Raw genomic sequence first — 26,227 nt, forward strand, 5'->3', positions numbered from 1 at the left:
CTTCTCTTCTCTCTACAGCGGCGTGAACGGCAGCGACGCGAGCGAGTTCGGCCCGTAGTCGAGCGCGTCGGACTGCGAGACGCCCTCGGGCGTGATCATGTCGATCACGCGTGGTGCGTTGTCGGCCGCGCCCTCCTTGGCGCCGCCGAAGACGAACGCACCCGCATCGATCTCGACCGGTCGTAAGTCCCCCACATCTTCCGAACCGACGATCGGGAGCACCTCCCACTCCGTGAGATCGTCGTTGCCGACCACCGACTTCGGTATCGAGATCACGGCCGTGTTTGACTCGAAACTGGTGAACAATTCCGGAGTCCCGACGTTCTGTCCGTTCGCGTCGGTGATCCCTTTACCGAACCCGCTCGCGTCGACCCGGTACTGCCACGGTTGTGCGAACTCCGCGGTGAGTTCAAGATCGTCGAGCGCGCTCGTTCGCCCGTCGCTTGCTTCGGGATCGCGCAGGTACACGAGGAAGTACTGCGGCGAGAACACGCCGCTACCGAACGCGTCGTAGAGGTTCTCCACTTCGAAGGCGAAGCGGTACGCCTCGTCGGTCTCGAACACGCGGAACGCCCGGAGGTCGAAGGCCCCGTCTTGGAACGCACTGTCCGTCGGCTCCGTGTACCCGCCCGGGCCGTCGTCGTCGCCGGCGGGGTCCGTCAGCTCGGCGACGAGGTCTCCGGGGACGATTTCGACGGTGTCGGACGCGAGTTCCTCCCCGCTGTCCGCATCGCGGACGACGATGTCGAAGGTGTCGAACTCCGAGATGCTGAAGCCGAGGTCGACCGTCTCGTCCGTCGCGTTCGGCGGCAGCCGCACGTTACCGGCCGCCTCGAACTCACCGTCGACGAAGATGTCGACCGTGGTCCCGCCGACGAACGCGGCGTCGTTGGAGCCGGTCGCCGAGATGAACGGTTCCCCGAACACTGCCTCCTCGGGGACCGTCACCGAGAACTCCTGCTCCGGCCGCTTGTACTCGGGCAGCCGGTTGATCTCGCGGCCCCGTGCAGGACGTAACCGGACCGCCGTCCCGCCGCTCGGCGCCGTCGACGCGAGAAGTGTGGTCGACGGGTCGACGACCGCCTCGTCGATGCGGACGCCGGTCGGGTCGCGGTCGACACCGGTGCCGACCGCGTCCGAGTAGATCTCAGCGACGTACTTCGGGCCGTTTCGGCCGTTGCCGCGGCCGTTTCCGTTTCCACGGCCGTTGCCGCGGCCCTTGCCCCGCCCCTTTCCGCGTCCGGGCGCGTCGCCGGAGTTCCCGGGTGCGTTCCCCGAGTTGCCGGGCGCGAGGAAGTCGAGCGGCACGTCGACCGCGCGGCCGTCGCCGTTCGTCATGGCGCCGACGTACCACTCGTCGCCGTGCCGACGGGCGATCGCGAGGTAGTCGCCGATCGCGGCGCCGACCACGCGCGTCTCGTCCCAGCCGGCCGCCGGGACCGACTCGATGAAGGCGAACTCGGGCTCGGCGTCGAAGTTCTCGCTGTCGGGCTCGTACCCCTCGTACTCGGCCGGGACCGGCGACGGCTCGCCGGACTCGGTGACGGCGACGGTGTTGAGGTTGAAGCCGCCGACGTCGCCGGTGAAGCCGCTCTCGCCCTGCGCGTAGTCGAGCTCGATCGCGATTTCGTTGTCGCCCGCGTCGAGTTCGACCGGCGTCGTGAACACCTGCCAGTCGTCCCAGTAGTCGGTGAAGTCGGGCTCGATCGTTCCGGTCTCGTCGTTGACGCGCAGCGTCGCCCGCGGCGTGCCGGCGTTTTTCACCCGCTGTGCGTTCTCCTCCGCGTCGCTCGCGTATCGGAGGTGGAGGTCGTACGTCCCGGCGCTCGGCACGTCCTCGACCGTGAACGACACCGACGACCCGCTCGGCGCGCGGTTGGGATCGACCGCGACGTAGTTGGTCCCGAACGCGTCGCGCCAGCTGTCGCTGGTGACCAGCCCGTCGAGTTCGCCGGCGGCGGCTTGGAGCGCCTCACCGACCGCGAACGTCTCGTCGACGTACCCCTCGATCCGGTCGGCCGCCATCTGGAGGCCGCTGAGGTACGTCGGGTACATCGCGAGCTGCTTCGCGCGCGTCGTCTGGATCTGGCCGCCGCGGTCGTCGTTGAAGGTGATGTCGAAGATCCCCGGCTGGAAGCTCACCGGGCCCGCGAGGTTTCGCGTGAACGGCAGCGTGACGTGGTGGTCGCGGCCGACGTTGGAGCCGAGCTGGCCGAACCCGTCGTACTCCTGCGCCTTCACCACCTCGCGGTTCGCCACGTTCGGGTAGGTGCGGATCTCGCCGGTCGGCTTGATCCCCTCGTGGATCTCTAAGAGCTGCCGGTCCGCCGCGGCGTTCCGGATCACCAGGCGATGGTGGTTCACCGCGAGTTGGTTGTGCTGGTTGTGGGTCGGCTCGGAGCCGTCACCGTCGATGCCGAGTCCCCGGTCGGAGACGTACCCGTTCTTGATCGAGTTGATCCCCTCGGCCTCGTACCCCGCGAACACGTCCTCGTCGAGGATCGCGGACTCGTACTGCGGGAGGTTCCCCGCGGTCTCGTTGTGGATCGTCATCTCGACGGGGTCCGGCAGCGACGCGCCGAAGTCGGTCACCTCGGGCACGTCGAAGTCGGGGTAGGAGTCGTCGACGCCGAACTCGAAGCCGGAGCCGTCCCCGGGATAGGTGCTCCAGCCCTGGTTCCACCCCTCGACGAGCACGCTGTCGAGCCCGTTCTCGCTCGCGAACCGCATGTACCGCTTCATCCGCTCGGTCCGAGCGCCGTGGATGTACGCGGCCGGGTTCCCGCCCCCGGCCGCCACCTCGTCGTCGGTCTTGTACTCCCAGTTCGCCTGGCCGGCGATCATCGTCCACCAGATGCCGACGTACTTGCGGGGCTCGATCCAGTCGGTGTCGGGCTCGCCACCGACCGTCGGCAGCGCGTCCTCGTCGAGCGAGTCGGAGAGCAGCGGCACGAGCTGCGACTCGATCAGTTCGCCCGGGCGCTCGACGACCTGGACCGTCCGCCACGGCGTCGCCGCCGGGAGTTCGAGGGAGGCCCTCGTGCCGTCCGGCAGCGGCGTGAGCTCGGTCGCGAACGCCGTCCCGCCGTCGTCGCTCCGCGGCGCCAGCGTCGCGGCCGCGTAGTCGTCGAGGTTCGCCTCGTGAACGCTCAGGTACGCGTCGCCCGCGTCCACGGTAAGCGGCGTGTGCGCCCCGCTGCGCATCTCGGTGCCGTTCGGCCGTCGCGGCTCGCTTCCGGCGGGAATCTCCGACAGCGGCGTCTCGGCGTACTCCTGTTCGAACCGCGGGTTCGTCACCGCGTTTCTGATCCACCAGGCGTCGTAGTCGTCCGCGAAGTCGACGCCGGTGTTCTCCGAGGCGACCACCGCCCGCTCCGAGTTGCTCGCGAACCCCTCTCCGAGGACCGTCCGGAACCCGATACCGTCGTCGAAGACGCGGAGCTGAAGGGTCGCGCTCCGGGACCCGTCCGCGCTGTCCGCCCCGGAGCCGCCGGATCCGCTCTCCGCGGCGTCCGCGAGACCGACGCTCAGGGCGTTGTACTCCGCCGACACCGACTCGTAGGCGCCCCACACCGGGTCCCACTCCTCGGTCGTCGACTCGCGCTCGGTGCCCGTGACGGCCACCGGACCGGCCGACCCCCCGGCGCTTGCGCCGAACGCCGCCTGATTTTTGAAGTCGAATCCGATCGTCGACGGCCCGACGTACGTCGTCCCGCCGCGCGCGACCTCGTAGGTCGGCACCCCGTCCCTGACGTCGACCGTGACCGCGATCGATCCGTCGGGCGACGCCACCGTCTGGACCGGGTCGTCCGCGTCGTTGGCTATTTGCGCGGCGTCGTCGGCCGCGACGCTCCCCGAGTACGCGGCCGCGGCCACCAGCGCCCCCACGCTTCCGAGGAACCCCCGTCGTGTCGTCTCATTGAACGTCTGCTGTGATTGTTTCTCACGCATTCCGTCCCCACCGTGTCTCCCATGAATAATAATGTTATTGTAACGCAGCGAAGTGATCGGATTTCGAAACGACCGAGTCGACACGTCGCCGTGCCCGGGCCGGGACCCTCTGTGCTCCGGCCGCCTTACAGCGCGTTTTCCAGCGCTGACGCGACGCTCCGGGCCTTTTCGGCGAGCGGCTCGGGAGTGTCTCCCCCCGCGACCGACTCGTCTAAGACGTCGTCGTCGACGCGTTCGACCGTGCCGTCCGGGCGTTTCACCACGTCGACGTGGAGGTCCACGTACCGGGCCGCGTCGGGGAACACCTCCACCGGCGTACAGACGTTGACGTACGTCCCGCGGACGGTCCCGTCGCGTCCCCAGTACGTCGTCGGATACCACCACCGGCCCTCCTTCAGGCTCGTCTCGGCGACGTCGCCGGCCTCGCGGGCGACGCCCAGTCCGTCGTAGGTCCCGCCGCCGGTCATCTCGCGCTCGACGGTGACGGTCCCGTCGGGGTCGACCCCCGTCACCGTCCCCTCGCCGAGAGTGATAAGGCGACCGTCCGGCTTCCCGTGGTCGATCCGGAGCGCGTCGCCCTCCCGCGGACCGAACGCGTCGGTCACGACCGCGAAGGGGAACTCGGCCTCGGGGTCGGGGTCACAGAGGGCCTCCGCGAGGTCCACGCCCGCCGAGGCGTCCGCCGAACCGGCCTTCACGCGATGGTGGCCCGGCATCGTCGCGGTCGCGGTCCGGCGCGCGTCGTCGAGCCCGAACCGGCTCTCCCGCCCGAACCAGGCCCAGACGCCGACGTTCGGCGCGGCGATCGGCGCGTCACGGAGGCGGCTTCGGTCGTCGAGGACGCCGAGTCCGCCCTCGCCGTCGGCCCCTCCGTCGCTCTCGCCGTCGGCCGGCCCGACCGTCGCGCACAGCTCCTCGGCGGCGTCGACCGCGGCGTCGAGGCCCGCGGTCAGCGCCGCCGTGTCGGCGTCGACGGACGGGGGTCGCCACACCGCCCGCCACCCCGCCGGCGGTTCGAGACCGAGCAGGTCGATCATCCCGGACAGCTCCCTCGCGGCCTCGTCGTCCCGGACGTCGACCCGCGTTCCGGATCCCGGTTCGAGGGCGACGAGGTCGCCGCCGACCCGCAGCTCCCCGGCGAGTTCGGGGCGGCGGTCGGTCCACGGCGCCGCCGACTCGCGGACCTGAACGCGGACCGAATCCCCCGTCTCCACCCGGGCGTCGACGTCGCCGTACGGGAGGTACCCCTCGGCGCCCCACGGGGGCGTGCCCGCCGCGTCGCCGCCGTCGCCGTCGGCTCGGCCGTCGCCGGCTCGGAGGTCGACGACGGCGCCCCCGCCGAGCGTCTCGGTCACCTCCCCGTCGAGGACGGCGCCGGGCGGCGTGGGATCCGGCCACGCGAGCGCGTCGCGGCCCGCGTCGGTCAGGAGGGCCCGGACCGCGTCGACCGCGTCCGGGTCGCCGCTCGCCCCGACGCCCTGCCGGTCGCTGCTCGTCGCGATCCGCACGTCGGGCGGCTCCTTCGGGAACTCGGCGTCGAAGCGCCGGCGGATCGGCGGCGAGGCGTCGACGACCTCGTGGCCGGCGTCGAGGAGCCGCGCGGTGAGCGCCGTCGCGTAGATGCCGCGGACGCGAACCCGGGTCATCGTCACAGGGCCTCGCGCTCGCGCGCGAACCGGACCCGGTCGTTCACCGTGTCACCGAGGGTGAGTTCGACGACGACCGGGTCGCCGCCGTCGTCCTCCCGGAGGATCCGCCCGCCCTCGACCGGGACGCCCCACCCGTCGAGCGAGAGGTAGCCGCGGAGGTCGCTCCCGTGGGTGAACAGGTCGACGTCGGCGGTCGCGTGCTCTTGGACCGACTCCGCGCTGTGGGCCATCTCCATGTCCGAGTAGGCGGGTCCGTCCCCGTCGAAGAACGCCCGAAGCCGGTCGGCGTCGCGGGCGACGAGTTCGGCAACTCGGTCCGAGGCGTCGGTTATCGCGTCGGCGTCCAGCCCGGCCTCGCGGAGGGCTCGCTGGGTCCGTGCGTCGAAGTGCATACCCCGCCTTCGGCCGCCGCCGTTTCAACGCTGTCGGCCGCGCCGCGGCGCGGCCCGCTTTCCCCCGGTGAATCGCTCGCTTGCGCCAATTAGTTAAGTCACCGGGGAGGCAAACGATCCCTATGCCATCCGACGAGGACCCGATCGCGTCCCGGGCCGACGACCGCGACCTCTACGACGTCGCGACCTGGGAGGAGCGGACCTCCCTCGACGGGCTGTCGGTCGCGCTGTACTGGCTGCTCACGCGCTCCGCGAAGGCCGGCGTCATCCTCGTCGCCTTCGTCGGGCTCCTCGCCATCCTCGGATCGTTCGGGCTGGGGCTGCTCTTCGATCCGGCCATCGCGATCCTCCTCGGCCTCTCCGTCGTCCCCGCGCTGGGTCTGGCCGCATACGTGTACGTCTCGGACGTCACGACGGCCGAACCGCTGTCGCTACTGGTGGCGACGTTCCTGCTGTCGATCCTCACCGCGACGTTCGCAGCGATACTGAACAGCGTGCTCCAGCCGTACTTCCAGCCGTTCGGCTTCCTCGGGATCGTCGTGTTCTTCTTCGTCGTCGTCGGCCCGATAGAGGAGTCGGTGAAGCTGCTCGCGGTGCGACTGTACGCGTACAACGACGACCGGTTCGACGCCGTCATCGACGGTGCCATCTACGGCGCCATCGCGGGACTCGGATTCGTCGTCATCGAGAACTTCGTGTACATCGCTCAGAACGTCGACATGGCGGAACTGACGGTCGGGATCGCAGCGCTCGGCGCGGGCGACGGCATCGCGGCCCTCCGGGCGCTCGCGGGGCCCGGCCACGTCGTCTACTCCGCGTTCGCGGGCTACTACCTCGGGCTCGCGAAGTTCAACCCCGAGAACCGGGGCCCCATCATCGTCAAGGGACTCGTCATCGCGGCGGCGATCCACGCGCTGTACAACACGCTCGTCGGCCCGGTGACGGGAATCGCCTCGCAGCTGTTCGGCCTCTCGCAAATCGTCGCGCTGTTCGGCTTCGTCCTCGCCTTTCAGGGGGCGTTCGGCTACGTCCTCCTCCGAAAGATCTGGCGGTACCGGGACGCGTACCTCGACACGCGCGACGCGGTCGACCCCGACATGGAGCCCGACCTCGACGAGTTCGAGCCGTAGTCCGCCGGTCCGGCTCGCGGTGCGGTCCCGACTCGGTCGGCCCGTCCGCCGTCAGGGGGCGGCCTCCACCCGCGAGCGGTCGCCGGTTCCGCCCGTCAACGCGCTCGCGAGGGCGCCCTTCACGACGACCTCGTCGCCGAGGTCGGTGAGCCGCACCTCCGGAACGTTGATGAACACCATCTCCGGCAGCTTCTTCCGGATCGGATCGAGGACCCGCTCGGGGTTGTTGAGCGCGACCGCGCCGCCGACGCTCACGACCAGCGGGGCGTACGCGTGGATAATGTTCGCGATCCCCATCGCGTTCCAGTGGGCGAGCTGGTCGATCACGTGGTCGGCGAAGGTGTCCTCGCCCGCCGCCTCGAACACGTCGACCGCGGAGAATTCGGGGTCCTCGACCGGTAGACTCGTCTCGATCGGGTCCTCGGCGTGGAGTTCGCGGGCGTAGCTCGGGATGTTGTTCCCCGAGCAGTACCCCTCCCAGTGCCCGTCGAGGCCGCAGCCGCAAGTCATGAAGCCGTGCGGGTCGACGGTCATGTGGCCGACCTCCCCGGCGTTGCCGTCCCACCCCGAGAGCACGTTGCCGTCGACGGCGACGCCCGCGCCGATTCCGGAGGAGATGGTGAGATACACCATGTCGTCGGGGTTGCGCTCGGAGTGGAACCGCTCGCCGATGACGCCCGCGATGGTGTCGTTGTGAAGGTACACCTCGTCGGTGTCGAGTAGCCGACCGACCGGGCCGACGAGCGGAATGCGCTCGACGGTATCGGGGAGGTTCGCCGGTCCGTTGACCACTCCCTCCGCCAGGTCGAGCGGGCCGATCGAGCCGACGCCGGCCGCGACCGCCTCGCTCGGCGCGATCCCCGCGTCGGTACAGGCCTTCCGGATCACCTCCAACACGGCCTCCGTGACGGCGATGCCGTTCGGTCCCCGCGGAGTGTTTCTCGACGCGGAGCCGAGGATCGCAGCGGTCTCGTCGCCGACGACCGCCCGGACGTTCGTCGCCCCGAGATCGGCGCCCACGTAGTACATCGGGTGTAAGCGCGGACCCGTCTCACTTAAGCGGGACGCTTCAGGCGGTCCAGCAAGGGGAACAAACGGACCGGTTTCCCCCCGAATCGGGTCTCTGCGGTAGCGAGACAAAAGTTCCCTTCAGAGACGGGAGGACGACGGACCTTCGGACTTCCCCGTTTCGCCGTCGGAGGATGTCAGGAGGCGATTTCGCGCACGAACGTCACCGGGCACGGCGCCGAGAGCATGACTTCCTGTGCGACGCTACCGAACACGGCCTTCCCGGTCGGAGAGCGCCGCCGTCCGCCGACGACGACGCGGTCGGCCTTGACGCTGTCCGCGGTCTCGACGACCTCGTCCGCGAGGTCGCCGACCGCGCCCCGCACCGAGTGCCGCACGCCCGCCGCGGAGAGCGCCTTCGAGAGCGCTCGGGTGGTCTTGTGTCGCTCCGCCACCGCGTCGGGGGTCGCCCCTTCGCTCCCCTCGTCGAAGCCGAGGTTCGCGCGGGTCTCGTCGAACTCCTCTCTGTCGAACACGTGCGTCAAGACGATCTCCGCGTCCGCGGGTTCGGCGATCGCGATGGCCTCCCGTGCGAGCTGTTCGGTTCGCTTCTCGTCTTCCGTGCCGACCGCAAGCACTACTGTCTCGATGCTCATACTTCCCTTTCGCTCCCGGCCGGCTTAAGCCTACCGGAGTTTTAACTCAGATTTGAATAAACATTTTCTCGATCGATCCTGATACTCTCGGGGGCGGCGACGCGACGGTCTCCGACGACGTCCGTCGGACGAGCGGGACGCTGCCGGTGCTGTGCGTCGCTCTCGGTCGGACGGAGCCGGACGCGACCGCCGCAGAAATCGATCAGTAATCGGGCGCGTCGTCTTCCACTTCGCGCTTCAGCGAGTCGCGACGCGACTTCGCGTCGCGGCCGGTCGCCTCCAGTAGAAACTCGTTCTTCGCGTCGACGGCGTCCGCGGCGGCGTCGGCGTTCCCCTCGGCGATGACGTCCTCGGCGGGCCGCTCCTCGAAGTGGACCGCCAGCTTGTCCTTCTTGCTTCCGTACTCGGCGGCGCCCGCGACGATTCGCTCGAACACCGGGTTGTCGGGGTCCTCGACGACGTACAGCTCGTGGCCCTCCCACTCCTCCGTGTCGGAGACCTCGCCGAAGTACTCCTCGACGGAGCCCTTCAGGTCGGGCATGCGGTCGTCCAGATGCTCGCCGCGACGCATCTTGTACTCTTTCATGCCGCGACCGTTCGACAGGCCGGCGTAAACCAGTTTCGTCACGGCCGCTCGGCGGGTTCGACCGCCGACGCGGCGCTCTTTTCCGTCCGTCTACCGGGGCCGCTCGTCGACGTACCCGCGCTTACACTCCGGACAGATGTCGCCCGCGCGCATCGAGCTCCCGTCCGCGGCCCGGACCATCCCGCACTCGGGACAGTAGTACTCCGTCGGTCCGTCGTCGCCCATCGTCTCCAGCTCGGGGCTCTCGCCGCGGGTGATCCCCGTCTCGCCCTCCCCGCCAGTGTCGAACACCGCGGTCTCCCCGTCTTCGGGCGCCTCGACGTACTCCGTCTCCGCCTCCGTCTCCGTCTCGCCCTGCTCCGCGGCCTCCGGAGTGAGCCCGCCGCCGAACTCGACGCCGGCGTCGCCGCCCTCGCCGACCGCCGCGCTGAATCCCTCGTCTTCGCCGCCGTGATCGGGCCAGGCCGTCCGTTCGTCGCCGTCGGGGTCGTCCTCGTCGACCGCCGGCCACGCGCCCCGCTCCCGGTCGTCGGGCGCGTCGTCGTCCTCGTCGAGGATGACCCCGTCGTCGCTCTCCGCGTCGGGTTCCTCGCCGCCCGCCGCCGCGTCCCCGTCCCTCGGGCTCGACGCGCCGTCCGGCTCCGAGTCGCCCGCGGCGTTCGGCCGATCCGCCGGGGCCGCCGGCGAGTCGGCGTCTCCTGTCGCCGGTTCGGCGTCCGTCGCACCGGCCTCCGCGTCGGCCGCGGGCCCGTCGTCCAGGATCACCGCGTCGTCGGTTCCGGCTCCCGGCTCCTCGTCGAGCGTCACGCCTTCGCCGCCGGTCGCGCCGTCGTCAGCGTCGCCCCGCCTCGGCGCCACGTCGGCGTCCGCGACCGCCTCCTCGCCGTCCGCGGCGGCGGCCTCGCCCGGAGTCCCGGCCGGTCCCGCGTCGGTCCCGCGGTCGGAACCGCCCGCCGAATCGACTCCTTCGGCCTCGCTCGCGGCGGCCTCGTCGGCCAGTTGCTCCATCGTCGTCACCTCGGTATTCTCGCTGACGATCTGCGTCTCGCCGCAGCGAGCGCAGGTCTTCACCTCCTTGACGGTCGTGACGACCTCGTCGCCCTCCTCCTCGCGTTCCCGCTGGAGTTCGGGTTCGCCGAAGTCGTGTCCGAGCAGACACCTGAGTCCCATTGTGCCACCCTGCGGTGCCGAGGGTAAAAAACGCCCCGTCGGCGTCCGACGCTCGGCGCACGACCGGTATCGCGGGGCGACGCGCTCACCGCGTCCGACTTCGGTCGCGCGCCCCGATGACACAGACTCTTTGTGGATCGGTCGCGTACCGTACCTCACCATGCCTACCGTATCCTACAAAGGCGAGGAAATCGAGTGCGAGAAGGGCGCCAACCTGCGCGACGTGCTCAGGGAGGCCGGCCTCTCCGTCTACAACGGCAAGATGGAGACGCTCAACTGCCGCGGCGCCGGGTCGTGCGGGTCCTGTGCGGTCCAGGTCGAGGGCGAGGTCAGCGAGCCGGGCAAGAAGGAGCGCGCCCGCCTCTGGCTCCCGCCGCACCACCCCAGCCACGACGTCCGCCTCGCCTGCCAGACGAAAGTCGAGGGCGACGTCGAGGTGACGAAGGGCCGCGGGCTCTTCGGGCAGCACATCTGAGCCCCGACGCGCCACTTCCGTCGAACGCGCCACTTCCGTCGAACGCGCCGCTTCCGCCGGGCGCACCGCTCCTACCGTTTCTCCCTCTCCGCGAGCGACGCCCGACCGACGAGCGGAACGCTGGTCGAACGGAAGCGACGAGCGGAACGCTGATCGGGAGTAAAATACGACCGCGGCGGACGCGAGCCCGCGACGCGGACGAAAACGCTTGATACCGTGTGTCAGAGTCGCGTTCGGCGTCAGCCGGACCGACCCACTCTTCGGATTGGCTTACTGCCGAACGACGTTCGTCGCGCGGGGGCCCTTCTCGGAGGACTCGATGTCGAACTCGAGCTCCTGACCCTCTTCGAGGTCCGGGCCGCCGACGTCTTCCATGTGGAAGAACACGTCGTCGTCCGCGTCGTCAGTCTCGATAAATCCGTAGCCGCCAGTGTCGTTGAAGAAATCAACCTTTCCGGTCGCCATTGCGTGTCGAGAGAGGCGCCGACCGTGGATAAGAATTGCGAGTGTACAGTTACCACGTCTCTCTATAGACGTTCGTTTTCGAAGAACCCAGATTCGACAGCCACGCGCTGACCGCACGACGGATTCTCGGTACAGGATCGACCGATACGTCGGATTCTCCGGTGCCCCGTCCGACGCCGACGTTTATGTCTCCGGCCGCGAAAACGGGACGTGTGTCTCACGCGCATCGGGCGAGCGGCCCCGGCCTGACGCTCCGCGAGAACGGTCCCGCCCTGCTGGTCCCGGCGGCGTGGGGCGTCGCCGGCGCGGCGGTCCTCGGCGTCGTCTCCGCGCACGCGCTGTTCGTCGCCCACGTCGTCATGAGCGCCCTGCTCGTCGCCTTCGTCGTCGCCTCGTGGCGCGACATGGCGACGGGCGTCCTGCGCGCGTGGAAGCTGGCCATCCTCGCGGGCACGCCGGTCACGCTCGCGGGCGTCGCCGGGTTCCTCGCGCGCGACGGGACCGTTCCGGCGCTCGCGGCCTCGCTTCCGCCCGACGCGCTCCTCGCCGTCGCCCTCTACGGCTGGATGCTGCTGCCCGCGCCCGCGTTCGTCTACACGGGCCTGCGCGACCCGGCGGTCCCGCGCTCGGTCGTCCACCACGTCGCCGCCGCGTGTTCGGTCGCGGGCGCCGTCGTCGCCGCGCTCGCGGGCTCACCGACCGGAACCGCCGCGGGAATCGCGCTCGTCGGCGCCGGGCAGACCGCGGGCATCCTCGCGGCGACCGCGCTGTACTCGCTCGGAGAATGACCGACGCGGACACCTACGACTGCGAGACGTGCGGCGCGAGCGTCGCCGTCGCGGACGCCCGCCGGTCGAAGCCGTTCGGCGACCTCGACCCCGACACGTGGCAGACGCTGAACTGCCCGCATTGCGGCGACCGCCTCGCGACCGTCTTCGTCGGCGACGAGTGAGCCGCGGTCGGCCGCCCAGGGCCGAGGCTCGTCCCCCGGGAGCCGCCCTCCGCTCGCGCCCCGTGTTGGCACCCCACAGTATCTACGTCTCCGGCGCGTAGTATTCCTCATGCTCGGCGTCGGCACGGTCTACCTCGTCGCGACCGGCGCGCTGCTGCTCGTCGCGCTGGGGGTCGGAGCTCGGGCCCTCGTCGCGATATTCCGAGAGGGCCGCGAGCGCAGCCGTAAGCGGCGCGAGGGAAAGCTCGAGCGGTACACCGAGGACCCCGTCTACGATCGCGACCCGCCGGACCCGGACGCCGCCGGGGAGACGCCGTCGACCTGCCCGCAGTGCGGCGCGGAGAACGACGCGGCGTTCACCTTCTGTCGCGAGTGCGCGGCGCCGCTGGGGCCGGAACGGGTGACCAACGATTAAGCCCCGTCGCGGGAAAGCCGGGTCCGTGACGCTCGTTTCCGCCGCGTTCCTCGCGACCGCGTTCGCGACACACGCCCTCGTCGGCGCCGCGCTCGGGGGGACCCTGTTCGACCGGCCGGGCGTCGGCGCGCTCGCGGGACTCGCCGCCGACGCCGATTTCCTCTTCCCGGCCGCGCTCGGTCCGCCGTTCGTCCACCGCGGGATCACGCACTCGCTGCCGGCGCTCCTCGCGCTCGCCGCGGCCGCGACCGCCGTCTGGTACGCGGTCGACGCCCGCGGGAGTCACCGCGCCGCGGGCGCGACGGTCGCCGTCGCCTACTGCTCGCACCTCCTCATCGACGTCACCACGCCCGAGGGGATCCCGCCGCTGTCGCCGCTCTCGGACCGGGTCGTCGGCGTCGCGCTTCCGACGACGGGCCACTCACCGGTGCCGACCCTGCTCCTGTGGACGGGGTCGCTGTGGGCGCTCTGGCGGACGGACGCGCTCGATCCCCTCGCGCGGCGGGTCACCTCGTCGCGAGGCGACGATTGAATCCGCCGCGGCGTCGACGGCCGTCGTTCGCGGGGACGGGGAACAGCTCGACCTTCAGCCAGGGCTCACGAATGCCGTTCGTGTGGAGAACAGACGTCGCCTCCCCGACTTGAACTCGCCGAGACGCTCGCCCTCGCCCTCGCCCTGCTCGGGCTTACGACTCGTCTGCTCAAATCGGCTCGGCGTCGTTCTCTCGACGACTCGCGCCGCTCACCGTCTCGAAATATGCCGCCTCCCCGATTTGAACGGGGGACAGCTCGATCTTCAGTCGAGTGCTCTCCCAGTCTGAGCTAAGGCGGCTCGCACTCGCACCAACGCCGATTCGAGACAAAAGGATTTCGAAAGGCCACGGGTAGACCCCTCTCGTCGCGCTCGCGTCACTCGGATCCGGGTTCCCTCGGTCCGGATTACCCCTCGATATCGGCGGATATCGCCGCCGATCCGAAGCCACGGCGCGGATCGTTGTTTCCGCAACCGCCCCGTTTCTCGCGGCCCTCCGATCCGTCGATGCCATCGCACGACCACGACGGTAACGCCGATCACGCCGACCACGACGCCCACCACGAGACGCTCGACGCCGCGGTCGACGCGCGCGACGACTGGGCGCGCCGCCGCCGGAAGGGTATTCCGACCGACGAGAACCTCCTCGTCGTCGCCTGTATGGACGAGCGCATCCCCGTAGAGGAGGCGCTCGGCATCGACCTCGGCGACGCGCAGGTGTTCCGCAACGCGGGCGGCAAGGTGACCGACGACGTGATCCGGTCGGCCGCGCTCACGACGAACTTCTTCGACACCGACGAGATCGTCGTGATCAACCACACCGACTGCGGCATGATGAGCGCCCCCGACGAGGCGATCCGCGACGGCCTCGCGGCGCAGGCCGGCGACCTCGACGCCGCCGACCTCGACCCGTCCCTCCCGGAGCTGACCATCGGCGACGCCGACCTCCTCGATTGGGTGAAGATGACCGACGACATCGACGCGGCCTGCGCCGCGCAGGTCGAGTACCTCCGCGAGTCCGCGTTCATCCCCGACGACACGACCGTCTCCGGCTACGTCTACGAGGTCGAGTCCGGCGAGCTCCGCCGCCCCGACGAGCGTATCGCCGAAGCGATCAGCGAGCGGCGGGCCTGACCGCCGCCGGCTGACGGCGCGCGGGCGACGCGCCGCCCGAGGTGAGACGTTTTTATGCGCCCGCGGCGAACCGAGTGGCAAATGGATCGAGCACGCGCGCCCCTCTTCGGACGAGGTGGTGCCGATGGACGCTGACGGCGACGCCGTCTCCGAGTCGGACGCCGCGAGCGACGCGGACGGCGCGACCGCGTCCGGCGACGACGCCCCGGTCGTCGCCGGCTTCTTCTCCGGCTGCGGCGGCCTCGATTTAGGCTTCGAACGGGCCGGCTTCGACGTCGCGCTCGGGAGCGACCAGTGGGAGCCGGCCGCGCAGACGTACCGCCGCAACTTCCCCGACACCGAGTTCGTCGAGGAGGACGTCCGCGAGCTCGACGCCCCGGCGGTCCGCGCCGCGGTCGAACGGGCCGGCTACGACCACGAGGGGATCGACGTGGTGATCGGCGGGCCCCCCTGTCAGGGGTTCAGCCGGCTCAACAACGAGCAGATCGAGCTCGACGAGATGGAGAAGGACCGCCGGAACACGCTCTTCGAGGAGTTTCTCCGGGTCGTCTCCGTCCTCGAACCGCAGCTGGTGTTGATGGAGAACGTCCGCGACCTGATCAACCGCCAGACCAGCGACGACCGGTACGTGAAGGACCTCATCGTCGAGGAGTTCGCGGCGCAGGGCTACAAGTGCGAGTACCGGGTGCTGGAGGCCGAGCAGTACGGCGTCCCCCAGAAGCGCCGCCGGATCTTCTTCATGGGCACCGACCGCGACGTGCCGATCCGCTTCCCGGAGCCGACGACGCCCGAGGGACAGTGGCGCACCGCCGGCGCGGCGCTCGCGGACGCGACCGATGACCTCCCGAACATGACGTACGCGGACACCGGCGAGAAGACGCTCGAACGCATCCGCCACGTCCCGCCGGGCGGCTACTACCGCGACCTCCCCGACCGCCTGAAGACGAAGAAGTACCAGTGCGACTGCGAGGACACCGACACCTGTCCCCACGAGCCGGAGATCGTCAAGCGCTACGGGACGTACCTTCGCCGGCTCGACCCCGGCGAGCCCTCGTTGACGGTGAGCACGAACGTCTTCATCCACCCGACCGAGGACCGCTACCTCACGCCCCGCGAGATGGCGCGGCTCCAGACGTTCCCCGACGAGTTCGTCTTCGAGGGGACGAAGACCGACGTCATGAAACAGATCGGCAACGCGGTCCCGGTCCGGCTCGGCGAGGAGTTGGCGAATCAGCTCTTGGAGTACTTCCCCGAGGTCCGCGACGCGCCGCCCGCCGACCCCGACGTGTACGAGCAGCAGTCGCTGACTGACTTGGCCTGAGATCCTTTTTAAGTAGTGATTGGCGATGCGGCGAAGGATTCCACTGTTCCAGCAACTTGCTTATAAATAGTCGCTGGTAGATCGGTGGCGAACACCGCCAAAGCCCCAGCCGGGAGGCGGGCGCACGCTCGCTGTGCTCCTCAGTCGCTCGCGCTGCTCGCTCCTTGCGGTGCTTACGTCGCCTGCGCCCGCCTCCCGGCTGCCCCTTTGAGTCCCACCCCCACAGCAACCGCACCGCACCTCACACCTCCCCAGCCTCGTCGGCCTCCCTCCGCTTCGCTCCGGTCGGCCGACTCCCTCGCGCGTGCGACATCGCGCCCTCCGGGCGCTCGTCGGCACGCGCCGCCGCCTCTTTATTTATAAATAGTCGCCGCTGCTCACGGACTGTTCGCAACAGCAGGATGGGGCCGCTGAGAGTCGAACTCAGGTCCACTGCACCCAAGGCAGCGAGGATACCACTACCCCACGGCCCCGCACCCGTACGTACCCCGAAGAGCCGCTAAAGGGTTTCGTTGCGCTCCGCGCCGCGGTCGGCCGGGAGCGCTCACTCCTCGTCGTCGCGAAGTTCGAGGTCCGCGACGATGTCGTAGGGGTCGGTTCCCTTCCGGACCGCGTCGAGGATGAAAAACGCCTCGTCGGGCGCGAGGAAGTGCCTCGTGACGCCGCGGCCGAGCGGCGTGGGCTCGAAGCCGTCGATGAAGTTCCACTCCAGCAGCTTCCCGAGCGCGTGCTTGGTAGGGACCTCGCCGATCATGCGGTCGTTGAGGCGCTTCGCCTTCTTGCCGGCGACGACGACGTTCGCGAGCGTCTCCTCCGCGGCCGCGGTCTCGTCGTAGTGGGTCGCCACGTCCTCCATCTCGCCTTTTAAGAGGGTGAACGCCACCTCGTCCTCCGTGCGGTCCATCGAGCCGTGGTAGACGCCGTCGGGCTCGACGAGGAGGTAGACGCGGCCGCGGTCGTGGTAGTCCGGGCGCCCGGCCCGGCCGAGCATCTGCGAGAACTCCTGGACCGAGAGCCACTCGATCCCCATTGCCAGCGAGTCGAAGATCACCTGCGAGGCGGGGAAGTCGACGCCGGCCGCCAGCGCCGCGGTGGTGACGACCGCCGAGAGGTCCTGGTTCCCGAACATGCGCTCGACCTTCTTCCGGCGCCCGTAGTCGAGTCCGGCGTGGTACGGCGCGGAGTCGTACCGGAGCTTGCGGCTGATCTCGTGGCAGCGCCGCCGGGAGTTGGTGAAGATGATCGTCTGCCCGCGGTACCCCTTCGACGACTTCGTGTCGAACTCCCGCTTGACGAGCTTGTCGGCGATCTGCGCCTTCTCGCGCCCGTCAGCGAAGGTGACGTGGCGCTCGATCGGAACGGGGCGCTCCTCGTACTCGATCAGCGTCGCCCGGAGCTTCTCCGCGAGCCACTCGGGGTTCCCGACCGTCGCCGAGAGGTAGACGAACTGGGTGCCGTCGTACGCCTCGTGCGTCTCCATCCGGTTCTCGCTGTAGTACTTCAGCCGGGAGATGAGCCCGTCGAGGCGGTGGCCGCGCTCGCCCTCCTTCAGCGTGTGGACCTCGTCGATGACGACGGTGCCGACGTCGCCGAGGTCCTTGCCGGTCCGGAGCGCGTGGTCGATCCCCTCGTAGGTGCCGACGATTACGTCGGCGTTCGGGTCGAAGCGGTTGCCGTCGTCGTTCACCCGCGAGGAGCCGACGCGGATGGAGACGTCGAGTACGTCGCCGTAGCGGTCCTCGAAGTCCTCGTGCTTCTGGTTGGCGAGGGCGACGAGCGGGACCAAGAAGAGCAGCTTCCCGTTCCCCTTCAGCGCGCGGTCGATCCCGGTCAGCTCGCCGACGAGCGTCTTCCCGGTCGCCGTGGCGCTCACGACCAGCTGGTCGTCGCCGTCGAGGAGCCCGTTCCGCACGGAGAGGCTCTGGACCGGGAGCAGCTCCTCGAACCGGCCTTGGAGGTGCGCGGACAGGTCCGGATGGAGATCCAAGTCCTCGGTCCGAACGGGCGAGACGTCGTCGACGTTCGCGGACACCTCGTCGTACTTCGTGAGGTCCGGGTCGAGCCCGCCCTGGAGGAGGCTCACGATCCGGTCCAAGTCGCCCGACTCGTACAGCAGCTCCTCTAAGCGCTCCTCGGCCGCGCCGGTGAAATCGCCCTTGTACGACAGTTCTCGTTCCAGTTCCCGGCGGGCGCAGTCCCGGCAGATCAGCTCGCCGTTGTGTTCGATCGCGTCCTCGCTCGTGATGGGGCCGTACCGCCCGTCGCTCGCGCAGCGCCGGCAGGTCCGGACCGCCGTCGCCTCCAGCTGATAGCCGTCGAGCATCTCCTTCAGCCGCGCCCGGTTCTCGGGAGCGGTCTGCTCGGAGATGCGGATCCGGCCGGCCGCACGGGCGAGGTCGACGAACTCGTCCGGCTGGCGGGGGTGGTCCTCGCCGTCGCGGATCACCCGGAACTTCCCCGGCCGCGGACCCGCGGAGGTGTCCTTGAGTTCGAGCCGCCCGCGGAGCACGCGCTTGCCGTCGCGGTTCGCGACGACGGTGTAGTCGCTCCGCGACTCGTGGAGGAACAGCGTCTCGACCTCGGCCAACTGCTGTGACACTGCCGTTCGGTACGCGAGCGAGGTATTTCAGGTGTTCGGCTCGGGGGCCGAGAGCGTGTCCCTCGTGCGCTCCGGCGGCTACCCGACGCGACCGCACGGAGAAGAACCGCCTTACGGACGGGGAAGTCGGTCGCTACGAGACGAGCAGCTTCTCGCCGCGGTCGACCGTGATCCGGCACGGCGGGGAGAGCTTGTTGTACGCGCGGCGGAACGCCTCCTTCACGACGGACGCCTGCTCGACGTCGCAGTACGCCGTGAAGACGACGTCGTCCTTGTTGAGCCGCGCGGCGGTGCCGACCGGCTTGCCGAACGCCTGACGCATCCCGTCGGAGACGCGGTCCGCGCCGGCCCCGGTCGCCTGCTTGTTCTCTCGGATGACCTGGTGGGGGAACTTGCGGAGGGTCATCTTGTAGTTGCCCTCGCCGAGCTCCTTGATCAGGTGGCGGTTCGCCGAGAGGCGCGCGCTCTCCAGCGAGCCGTGTCGGACCTGGAGCTCCTCCTCGACGCGGAGGCTGATCTTGACGGGGTAGTCGTCCGGCTCCGCGGAGAGGTCGCCCATGTTGTGCTGGGCGATCTTCGAGCCGGGAATGCCCGTGATGTACTCGCGGCGGGTGTACGACGGCTTGTCGATCGTCCGATACATAGAGGCGGGTTTGTCAGACATGGCTACTTGTCCGATGTAGCCGGTGCTGCGGCGATAAAGCCTTCGATAGCGAGGCGCTTTCATCGGCTCCGCGGCCGTCAGCGTCGACGTCCGGTCGGATCGCGGCGTGCGTTGACACACCGTTCCGACCCCGGCGCGCGTTGACACGACGCTCGGTTCACTCCGCCGGCGTCGGGTCGAGCGCGACGTGGTCGAACCCGCGGTCCGCGAGCCGTTCCGCGGCCCGGTCGGTGACCGACGGCGCGACGAGAATCCCCCGGACGCCCGGCGCGTCGTCGGGGTCGCGGTCCCCGTCGCCCGTGCCGCCGTTATCGTCGGCGGCCTCCTCGATCCCCAGCTCCTCCTCGAGCGCTCGCACGTACCGAGCCAGCTGTCCGACCGCGTCCGGTCCGACTCGGCGCCGCTTCAGTTCGACGACGACCGGCGTCCCGTCGGCGTCGACGCCGAAGACGTCCATCGGCCCGGCGTTGGAGGGGCGTTCCGTCTCGCGGGGTTCGAACCCCGGCTCGACGAGGCCGGGTCGTTCCAGAATCCGGGTCCGGAGGTCCTCCTCGCTGCCGTGAAGGGTGAGGTCGCGCCCCCCCGTCACGGCCATCGCGGAGAGCTGGTGAACGTCCGAAAAGCGGACCGTCAGCGTCTCGTCGGGGTTGCTTCTGGTCGAGACAACGCGGAGCCGCCCGTCGCGTACCGCGGCGCGGTGCTGGGACCCCGGCGGCTGCCAGTTGACCGGCTGGCGCCCCTCGTCGGTGTGGACCAAGGCGGCGCCGTCGGGTTTCAACACGAGCAGCCGGTCGCCGGCGCCGAGGTCCGAGGCGGCGCGGCCCTCGTAGGAGACCGTACAGGTGCCGAAGACGCTGACGAGGTCGCCGCGCTCGAAGGCGTCCTCGAGCTCCCAGAGGGCCTCGCGGTGACTCGGGTCGTGGACGCTCGTGACTGTCACTGCGGTTCGTAGGCGGTCGCGGCTGAAAAAGGGTGTGCGCCGGCGGCCGCAGCCGCTCGGTCCGGACCGGCGGCGCGTCCGCTCGGCTCAGTCGCCGCGCCGCGAGACGACGATACCGGCGACGAAGAGGACCGCCCCGAGCGCGAAGGCGGCGACGCGGAGCGTCGTGTCCGAGACGAGGATTCCGGCCAGGACCGAGACGGCGAATCCGGCGTGTAACACCGCGGTGAGGTTCATGAGACCGCTACGGCCGCGCGGCACAAAAGCGGGTCGAAGGCGGCGGGGCGGTCGGTTCACTCTTGTCGTGAAAGGTCGCCGCGGTACTCTTTCGCTCTGGCAGCCGTCGAAATCGAAACGTAATCGCCGGCGAACTCGTGTTCAGTAGCGTTCGATCTCGACGTCTAGTCGCTCGAAGTCGTCGACGTTTCGGGTTAGGACCGGTTCGTCGACGACCTCGGCGGTGGCGGCGATGATCACGTCGCCGTCGCCCACAGGGGTCCCTTCGTTCTGTAGCTCACCTGCGAGTCGGCCGGCCTTCCGCATGACGGCGGTGTCGGCCGGATGGACCGGCTTCGAGGCGAGAATATTCTCGACCTTTTTACGTTCGTCCTCTGACTCGGTCGCTCGGGCGATACCGTAGTACAGTTCGAACAGCGTCATCGAGGAGATGCGCTGCTGGATCAGTTCCGTCTCCAGTTCCCGAGCCTTTTCCACGGCGTCCTCGTCACCATTCATCAAGTCGATGAGGAACGACGTGTCCGGCAGCACGCTACGCCTCTCGAAGCCGGTCGGCGGTGTCCTCTAGCTCGGCGGCGCGTCGATCGCGTCGCTCCTCGACAGCTTCACGGAGCGCGTCGGCTTCGTCGTCGCTCAGAACGCCCGCGAGCTCCAGCAGCGATCGCTCGCCGGCGAGCCAGAGAACGACGCCGGAGAACGTCTCGTCCTCCCGCTTGTGGGCGGCGAGCCGATCGTATGCCTCCTCGGAGAGGCGGATGCTTTTCGACGTATACATACGGTTGTATGCAGACTCACAAAGGCTTTTCTCAGGGATCGCCGCTGCCCGCCTACGTCCCGTGCTCCCAGCTCCCCATGTACTCGCGCTGCTCGTCGGTGAGCTCGTCGTACTCGACGCCCTCGGCGGCGAGCTTGATGTCCGCGACCTCGCGGTCGAGCTCGTCGGGCACGTCGTGGACGCCGGGCTCGTAGCTCTCGCCGTTCGCCGCGAGCTCGCGCACGACGACCGCCTGGACGCCGAAGCTCTGGTCCATCACCTCGACCGGGTGGCCGAGGGAGATGGGCGCCGCGAGGTTGACGAGCCGGCCCTCCGCGATGACGTTCAGCACGCGGCCGTCGGGCATCTCGAACCCCTCGACGCCGTCGCGGACCTCGTAGCGGTCGACGGCGAGGTCGTCGAGGTGGTCGAGGTTCACCTCCACGTCGAAGTGGCCGGCGTTCGCCAGGAGGACGCCGTCGTCCATCTCCTCGAAGTGCTCGCGGGTGATCACGTCGCGGTTGCCCGTCGTCGTGATGAACACGTCGCCCTTCTTCGCGGCCTCCGTCATGGGGAGGACCTCGTACCCCTCCATGTGCGCCTCGAGCGCCTTGCGGGGGTCGACCTCGCAGACGATGACGTTCGCGTTCTGGCCGGAGGCCTTCTTCGCGACGCCCTTGCCGCACTGGCCGTAGCCGCCGACGACGACGTTCTTCCCGGCCCACGAGAGGTTCGTCGTCATCGCGATGGTCGCGAGCGACGACTCGCCCGTGCCGTGGACGTTGTCGAACAGCTGCTTCATCGGCGTGTCGTTGACGGCGAAGACGGGGTAGCCGAGCTCGCCGTCGGCGTCCATCGCGCGCAGGCGGTCGACGCCGGTCGTCGTCTCCTCGGCGCCGCCGACGATGGAGTCGACGAGGTCGGGATACTCCTCGTGGACGAGCTTCACCATGTCCATCCCGTCGTCGACGGTGATGGTAGGCCCGTGGGCGATGCAGGCGTGCATCGCGTCGTAGTACTCCTCGTCGTCGACGCCCCGCACGGCGTAGGAGGCGATCGACTCGTGGGCGTCGAGCGCGGCCGACACGTCGTCGTGCGTCGAGAGCGGGTTACAGCCGGTGATCGCGACCTCGGCGCCGCCCTCGGCCAACAGCTCGACGAGGTTCGCCGTCTTCGCCTCGACGTGCATCGCCATCGCGATCGTCTCGCCGGCGAGCGGCTGCTCGTCGACGAACTCCTCGCGGAGCGCGTTCAAGATCGGCATGTGCTGGAGCGCCCAGTCCATCTTCCGGCGCCCCTCCTCTCGGGCCGCCTCGACGTCCGAGAGGTGCTGTGACACCGGCGGATACGCGGTTTCGCTCATACTACTCGGTTCGCTCACGGCGCACTAAACCCTGCCGACACCGGGCCGCGAAAAGAAATCCGCGTCGTTCGAGGGACGGCCGGTTCGGGCCGTCAGTTCGGAGCTCGGTTCGAGTCGTCAGTTCCCCGACCGATTCGAGTCGTCAGTTACCGCCGGGGCCGCCGGCGTGGTCCGGCGGGCCGCCGTCGTCGTCTTCGTCGTCGTCCTCATCGTCATCGTCGTCTTCCGCGTCGTCCGCTTCAGCTTCGTCCGCTTCCGCGTCGTCTGCCTCGGTTTCGTTCTCCTCCGCGTCGTCGTCCACGTCCGCGTCGTCCGCGTCGTCACCGCCCGGGCCGGCGTGGGCCGGCGGGCCGCGCTCGCCGTCCTCCTCGCCGTCGGGACCGGCGTGGTCGGGCGCGTTGCCGGGCGCGTCGGTCTCGTTTTCGGCGTCGTCGTCATCGTCGGCCTCGTCGGGGCCGCCGGGGCCGCCCGCGTGGTCCGGGGCGTTACCGGGGTTGTTCTCCGTCACGAAGTCGGAGACCGCGCTGCCGATGCCGCCCTCGCGGTCCTCGAGGCCCTCGATGAACTCCCGGACGAGCTGGCCGAACGGCGTTCCCGCTTCGGACTCGTCGTCCTCCTCTTCGACGGTCAGATCGACCGTCTCGGAGACGCTCTCGTTCTCGGACGCGGCGGTGATCTCGACCGTCACGTCCTCCTCGGCGGCGGGCAGCGTCACCGTGCCGTTGGCGTCCGTCTCGTACTCGCCCGTGCCCGCGTACGACGCGTTCTCGTCCGCGTCGCCGGCGAGCGCGACGACGACCGAGGCGTTCTCGACCGGCTCGTCGTCGTCCGTCACCGTGACGACCGGTTCCTCGTCGGTGTCGTCGACCTCCAGTTCGAGGCCGTCGGGCGCCTCGAGTTCGACCGTCGTCGAGGCGGTGTCGTCACCGTCGGCGGCCGTGACTGCGACCGTCACGTCCCCCTCGGGCGCGGGCAGGTCGACGGTGCCGTTGGCGTCCGTCTGGTACTCGCCCGCTCCCGCGTACGACGCGTTCTCATCGCCGTCTTCGTCGACGACGCTCACGACGACCGTGGCGTTCTCGACGGCGGTGTCGTTCTCGGTCACCGTGACCGTCGCTGTCCCGTCCGCGTCCTGCTCGACGCCCACTCCGAGGTGGCCGTCGGCGGCCGCGACGCCGGTCATCGCGCCCAGCGCGACGACCGCGATCAGTAGGATGGCTGTCGTGCGTTCACTCATGTCCACTCGGGTCCACTCCCTGTTACCGTATAAAAAGCGGACTCGCTTAACGCGGTTTAATCCGGTTTGTATCCGGGTTAACGGCGCTGAGACGTTTGTTTTGGTTGATCGGGGTCTGGCGGCGGTTTCGCCCTCGATCGAACCCGGTTTCGACCCCGGACGCGGGTCGGTCATCGCTCGCGCGCGATACGTCTCTGGGAGTGTCGCGCTCGACCGAGTTGTGTTCTCTCGTTTATAGGCAGGCGACCGTTTCGCGGCGATGACCTCCAAAGCCCCAGCCGTTCGCTTATAAACGGTTGATAGCGGATCGACAGCGAACACCTCCAAAGCCCCAGCCGCGAGGACTCGCGCGGCTCGCTGCGCTCCTCAGTCGCTCGTTTCACTCGCTCCCTGCGGTGCTTGCGTCGCCGAGCTTCGTCCTCGCGACTGCCCCTTTGAGTCCCGCCCCGCACAGCACAGCGCCTCACACCTCCCCAGCCTCGCCGTTCGCTCCGGGCTCTCTTCGGTCGCCCGTCGCTCACGGCGTCCCTCGCGCGGTGCTGTCGCCGGCGCTTCGCGCCGGCTTCCAGAGGAACCTCCGGTCCCTCGCGGCTCGGCCGCGAGGCGGCCTCGCAGGCACGCACCACCGCGGTTCCTTTATAAAAAGTACGTCAGACTCAGCTTCTCTATTTAAATACTGCCTACGTGGGTCGGCTTTGCGCGTCGCGTTCGATCGCGCTCGCGCTCGCGCTGCGCGCTACGCCGATCCGACGCGGTCGACGAGGTCGCTCGCGGCGGCCGCGGCGCGCTCCTGGACCGCCTCGGCGTCGAGCGTCAGCACCTCGCGGTCGCGCATCAGGACCTCGCCGTCGCAGACCGTGTGGCGCACGTCGCTCCCGCGGGCCGCGTACGCGAGGTGCGAGACCGGGTCGTGGACGGGCGTCAGATGCGGCGCGTCGAGGTCGACGACGGCGAGGTCGGCCGCCGCGCCAGCCTCGATCCGGCCGCCGGGGAGCCCGAGGGCGTCGGCGCCGGCTCTCGTCGCCATCTCCACGGCGGCCGCCGCGGGGACCGCGCTCGCGTCGTCCGCGGCCAGTTTCCCGAGCATCGCGGCGTCGCGCATCTCGTCGAACACGTCGAGGTCGTTGTTCGAGGCCGCCCCGTCGGTGCCGAGCGCGACCGTCACGCCCGCCTCGCGCAGGCGCCGGACCGGCGCCATCCCGCTGGCGAGCTTCATGTTCGAGGCCGGGCAGTGGACGACCGCTGTCCCGGCGTCCCCGAGCCGGTCGATCTCGGAGTCGTCGACGTGAACGCCGTGCGCGAAGAAATCGTCCGGGCCGAGCGCGTCGACCTCGGCGGCGTACGCGATCGGTCGCTCCCCGCGCTCGTCGACGATCGGGTCGACCTCGTCCGTCGTCTCGTTCGCGTGGAGGTGGATCGGGACGCCCGCCTCGCGCGCCTCCGCGACGCCCTCGCGCAGGTACTCCTCCTCGACCGTCGTCAGCGAGTGCGGCATGAACGCGGTACGGATCCGGCCGTCCGCGGCGCCGTCGAGCTCGCGGGCGACCGCGAGGCTCTCCTCGACGTCCGCCCGAGCGTCGGCCTCGTCCTTCCCGACCGTGACGACGCCGTGCCCGAGCCGCGCGCGCAGCCCCGCGCGGTCGACGACGTCGGCGACGCGGTCCATCGCGAAGTACATGTCCGCGAAGGCGGTCGTCCCCGATCGGATCATCTCCAGCGCGCCGAGTTCGGCGCCCGCCTCGACGTCGGCGGGCGTCAGTTCGGCCTCCGCCGGCCAGATGTCCTCCCGGAGCCACGGGTCGAGCGGCTTGTCGTCGGCGTACCCGCGGAGCAGCGTCATCGCGACGTGCGTGTGCGCGTTGACGAGGCCCGGGATCACGATCCCGCCGGCGGCGTCGAGCGTCTCGGCGGCCGCTCCGCCGACCGACTCGTCGACGTCCCCGCCGACCGCCTCGTCGACCTCGTCCGGCGACCCCACGGCCCGGATCGTTCCCTCGTGCCGGTCGACCGCGATGTCCGCCCGCTCGACGCGACCGCCGGGTCGGAGCACTCGACCGCCGGTGACGCGGAGGTGAGTCATAGTTCACCGTGTCTCCCGCCGCACCAAACGCCTTCGGTTCGCCGTTGCTCCTCTCGCCCCGTCCGCCGTCCGAACCTTCTTGCCCGCCCGCGGCCGCGTTCCGCCATGGCAACCGACGCCCAGCAGGCGTGTTTCGAGGCGGGGATCAAGTTCGGCTCGCTGTACCACCAGTTCGCCGGCACGCCCGTCAGCCCGGAGAGTGCGCGGAGCCTAGAGGCCGCGATGGCGGCGGCGATCGAGAACCAACCGTACTGCGAGGCGGTCGACGTGACGGTCCACGACGACCGCGTGGCCGACGCGGTCGACCACGAGAACGGCTACACCGAGCTCACCGGCTCGCTGATGGACGTTCGGATGCGGATCGAGTACGAGGGCGTCACGGTGCGCACGCGGATGGCGATGACTGAGGGATATCCCCTGATGGAACTGGTCGAAGTGGTCGACGACGGGGAGCCGTCGCGTTCCGGCGGCGCCGACCCGTCGCCCGACGGCGACCCGAACGCTTAGTACCGCGACA

General features: G+C 69.7%; 26 protein-coding genes and 2 tRNA genes. 9 read left to right on the forward strand and 19 right to left on the reverse strand.

What is annotated here, in order from left to right; genetic code table 11:
• Positions 1-12 precede the first annotated feature (12 nt).
• From BM286_RS05090 to BM286_RS05100, 3 genes are all read right to left on the reverse strand, one after another.
• The gene (locus BM286_RS05090) at positions 13-3,888 is read right to left on the reverse strand and encodes a glycoside hydrolase family 97 catalytic domain-containing protein (protein WP_092921301.1); all 3,876 of its coding nucleotides are present in this window, start codon (positions 3,886-3,888) and stop codon (positions 13-15) included.
• A gap of 188 nt (positions 3,889-4,076) precedes the next feature.
• Positions 4,077-5,597 carry a DUF402 domain-containing protein gene (locus tag BM286_RS05095; RefSeq protein WP_092920517.1) on the reverse strand — a complete coding sequence of 507 codons (1,521 nt, stop codon included), beginning with the start codon at positions 5,595-5,597 and terminating at the stop codon, positions 4,077-4,079.
• 2 nt (positions 5,598-5,599) lie between these two features.
• Positions 5,600-5,992 carry a DUF7532 family protein gene (locus tag BM286_RS05100; protein ID WP_092920518.1) on the reverse strand — a complete coding sequence of 131 codons (393 nt, stop codon included), beginning with the start codon at positions 5,990-5,992 and terminating at the stop codon, positions 5,600-5,602.
• A gap of 122 nt (positions 5,993-6,114) precedes the next feature.
• Here BM286_RS05100 and BM286_RS05105 point away from each other — a divergent pair, with 122 nt between their 5' ends.
• On the forward strand, positions 6,115-7,122 hold the full coding sequence (locus BM286_RS05105; protein ID WP_092920519.1) for a PrsW family intramembrane metalloprotease: 1,008 nt from the start codon (positions 6,115-6,117) through the stop codon (positions 7,120-7,122).
• A 51-nt stretch (positions 7,123-7,173) separates the two neighbouring features.
• On the opposite strand, the gene BM286_RS05110 is transcribed toward BM286_RS05105, so the two are convergent.
• The 4 genes from BM286_RS05110 to BM286_RS05125 all read right to left on the reverse strand — a co-directional run bounded on the left by BM286_RS05110 (position 7,174) and on the right by BM286_RS05125 (position 10,542).
• Positions 7,174-8,151, reverse strand: a complete 978-nt coding sequence (locus BM286_RS05110; RefSeq protein WP_092920520.1) for an ROK family protein — start codon at positions 8,149-8,151, stop codon at positions 7,174-7,176.
• A 176-nt stretch (positions 8,152-8,327) separates the two neighbouring features.
• Entirely contained in the window at positions 8,328-8,786 is a 459-nt protein-coding gene (locus tag BM286_RS05115) for a universal stress protein (protein WP_092920521.1), read from the reverse strand.
• 202 nt (positions 8,787-8,988) lie between these two features.
• Entirely contained in the window at positions 8,989-9,372 is a 384-nt protein-coding gene (locus tag BM286_RS05120) for a DUF5611 family protein (protein WP_092920522.1), read from the reverse strand.
• 90 nt (positions 9,373-9,462) lie between these two features.
• Entirely contained in the window at positions 9,463-10,542 is a 1,080-nt protein-coding gene (locus tag BM286_RS05125; protein ID WP_092920523.1) for a DUF7093 family protein, read from the reverse strand.
• 160 nt (positions 10,543-10,702) lie between these two features.
• Here BM286_RS05125 and BM286_RS05130 point away from each other — a divergent pair, with 160 nt between their 5' ends.
• Positions 10,703-11,017 carry a 2Fe-2S iron-sulfur cluster-binding protein gene (locus BM286_RS05130; RefSeq protein ID WP_092920524.1) on the forward strand — a complete coding sequence of 105 codons (315 nt, stop codon included), beginning with the start codon at positions 10,703-10,705 and terminating at the stop codon, positions 11,015-11,017.
• A 270-nt stretch (positions 11,018-11,287) separates the two neighbouring features.
• On the opposite strand, the gene BM286_RS05135 is transcribed toward BM286_RS05130, so the two are convergent.
• Positions 11,288-11,482 carry a cold-shock protein gene (locus tag BM286_RS05135; protein WP_004599158.1) on the reverse strand — a complete coding sequence of 65 codons (195 nt, stop codon included), beginning with the start codon at positions 11,480-11,482 and terminating at the stop codon, positions 11,288-11,290.
• A gap of 185 nt (positions 11,483-11,667) precedes the next feature.
• Here BM286_RS05135 and BM286_RS05140 point away from each other — a divergent pair, with 185 nt between their 5' ends.
• The 4 genes from BM286_RS05140 to BM286_RS05150 all read left to right on the forward strand — a co-directional run bounded on the left by BM286_RS05140 (position 11,668) and on the right by BM286_RS05150 (position 13,381).
• Complete coding sequence (locus BM286_RS05140; RefSeq protein ID WP_092920525.1) at positions 11,668-12,270, forward strand: hypothetical protein; 603 nt, start codon at positions 11,668-11,670, stop codon at positions 12,268-12,270.
• Positions 12,267-12,434, forward strand: coding sequence for a hypothetical protein (locus tag BM286_RS15475; RefSeq protein ID WP_167603322.1), 168 nt, complete (start codon positions 12,267-12,269; stop codon positions 12,432-12,434). The genes BM286_RS05140 and BM286_RS15475 overlap by 4 nt, the downstream gene beginning before the upstream one ends.
• Positions 12,435-12,543: 109 nt before the next feature.
• Positions 12,544-12,849, forward strand: a complete 306-nt coding sequence (locus BM286_RS05145) for a zinc ribbon domain-containing protein (RefSeq protein ID WP_092920526.1) — start codon at positions 12,544-12,546, stop codon at positions 12,847-12,849.
• Between the two features lie 25 nt (positions 12,850-12,874).
• Positions 12,875-13,381 (forward strand): metal-dependent hydrolase, encoded by a 507-nt coding sequence (locus BM286_RS05150; protein WP_092920527.1) that lies wholly within the window; start codon positions 12,875-12,877, stop codon positions 13,379-13,381.
• A gap of 226 nt (positions 13,382-13,607) precedes the next feature.
• On the opposite strand, the gene BM286_RS05155 is transcribed toward BM286_RS05150, so the two are convergent.
• Positions 13,608-13,681 (reverse strand) — tRNA-Phe (locus BM286_RS05155).
• A gap of 207 nt (positions 13,682-13,888) precedes the next feature.
• Here BM286_RS05155 and BM286_RS05160 point away from each other — a divergent pair.
• Both BM286_RS05160 and BM286_RS05165 read left to right on the forward strand, forming a co-directional pair.
• Positions 13,889-14,515 carry a beta-class carbonic anhydrase gene (locus BM286_RS05160; RefSeq protein WP_092920528.1) on the forward strand — a complete coding sequence of 209 codons (627 nt, stop codon included), beginning with the start codon at positions 13,889-13,891 and terminating at the stop codon, positions 14,513-14,515.
• A gap of 124 nt (positions 14,516-14,639) precedes the next feature.
• Positions 14,640-15,836, forward strand: coding sequence for a DNA cytosine methyltransferase (locus tag BM286_RS05165; RefSeq protein ID WP_092920529.1), 1,197 nt, complete (start codon positions 14,640-14,642; stop codon positions 15,834-15,836).
• A gap of 402 nt (positions 15,837-16,238) precedes the next feature.
• Here the strand turns inward: BM286_RS05165 and BM286_RS05170 are convergent.
• From BM286_RS05170 to BM286_RS05210, 10 genes are all read right to left on the reverse strand, one after another.
• Positions 16,239-16,309 (reverse strand) — tRNA-Pro (locus BM286_RS05170).
• Between the two features lie 71 nt (positions 16,310-16,380).
• Entirely contained in the window at positions 16,381-18,435 is a 2,055-nt protein-coding gene (locus BM286_RS05175; protein WP_092920530.1) for a DEAD/DEAH box helicase, read from the reverse strand.
• A gap of 133 nt (positions 18,436-18,568) precedes the next feature.
• Complete coding sequence (locus tag BM286_RS05180) at positions 18,569-19,099, reverse strand: 50S ribosomal protein L16 (protein ID WP_092920531.1); 531 nt, start codon at positions 19,097-19,099, stop codon at positions 18,569-18,571.
• A gap of 157 nt (positions 19,100-19,256) precedes the next feature.
• Positions 19,257-20,039, reverse strand: a complete 783-nt coding sequence (nucS, locus tag BM286_RS05185; RefSeq protein WP_092920532.1) for an endonuclease NucS — start codon at positions 20,037-20,039, stop codon at positions 19,257-19,259.
• A gap of 87 nt (positions 20,040-20,126) precedes the next feature.
• The gene (locus BM286_RS15480) at positions 20,127-20,276 is read right to left on the reverse strand and encodes a hypothetical protein (protein ID WP_167603324.1); all 150 of its coding nucleotides are present in this window, start codon (positions 20,274-20,276) and stop codon (positions 20,127-20,129) included.
• A gap of 141 nt (positions 20,277-20,417) precedes the next feature.
• Complete coding sequence (locus BM286_RS05190) at positions 20,418-20,807, reverse strand: type II toxin-antitoxin system VapC family toxin (RefSeq protein ID WP_092920533.1); 390 nt, start codon at positions 20,805-20,807, stop codon at positions 20,418-20,420.
• A 1-nt stretch (position 20,808) separates the two neighbouring features.
• A complete protein-coding gene (locus tag BM286_RS05195; protein ID WP_092920534.1) occupies positions 20,809-21,051 on the reverse strand; it encodes an antitoxin VapB family protein in 243 nt (80 codons plus the stop codon).
• 52 nt (positions 21,052-21,103) lie between these two features.
• On the reverse strand, positions 21,104-22,393 hold the full coding sequence (locus BM286_RS05200) for an adenosylhomocysteinase (RefSeq protein WP_092920535.1): 1,290 nt from the start codon (positions 22,391-22,393) through the stop codon (positions 21,104-21,106).
• Positions 22,394-22,535: 142 nt separating this feature from the next.
• The gene (locus BM286_RS05205) at positions 22,536-23,630 is read right to left on the reverse strand and encodes a hypothetical protein (protein WP_092921303.1); all 1,095 of its coding nucleotides are present in this window, start codon (positions 23,628-23,630) and stop codon (positions 22,536-22,538) included.
• Between the two features lie 736 nt (positions 23,631-24,366).
• Entirely contained in the window at positions 24,367-25,710 is a 1,344-nt protein-coding gene (locus BM286_RS05210; protein WP_092920536.1) for an amidohydrolase, read from the reverse strand.
• 105 nt (positions 25,711-25,815) lie between these two features.
• Here BM286_RS05210 and BM286_RS05215 point away from each other — a divergent pair, with 105 nt between their 5' ends.
• Positions 25,816-26,217 carry a dihydroneopterin aldolase family protein gene (locus BM286_RS05215; protein ID WP_092920537.1) on the forward strand — a complete coding sequence of 134 codons (402 nt, stop codon included), beginning with the start codon at positions 25,816-25,818 and terminating at the stop codon, positions 26,215-26,217.
• Positions 26,218-26,227: the final 10 nt, after the last annotated feature.

This window comes from Halorubrum sodomense (genome assembly GCF_900111935.1).
Classification (GTDB): domain Archaea; phylum Halobacteriota; class Halobacteria; order Halobacteriales; family Haloferacaceae; genus Halorubrum; species Halorubrum sodomense.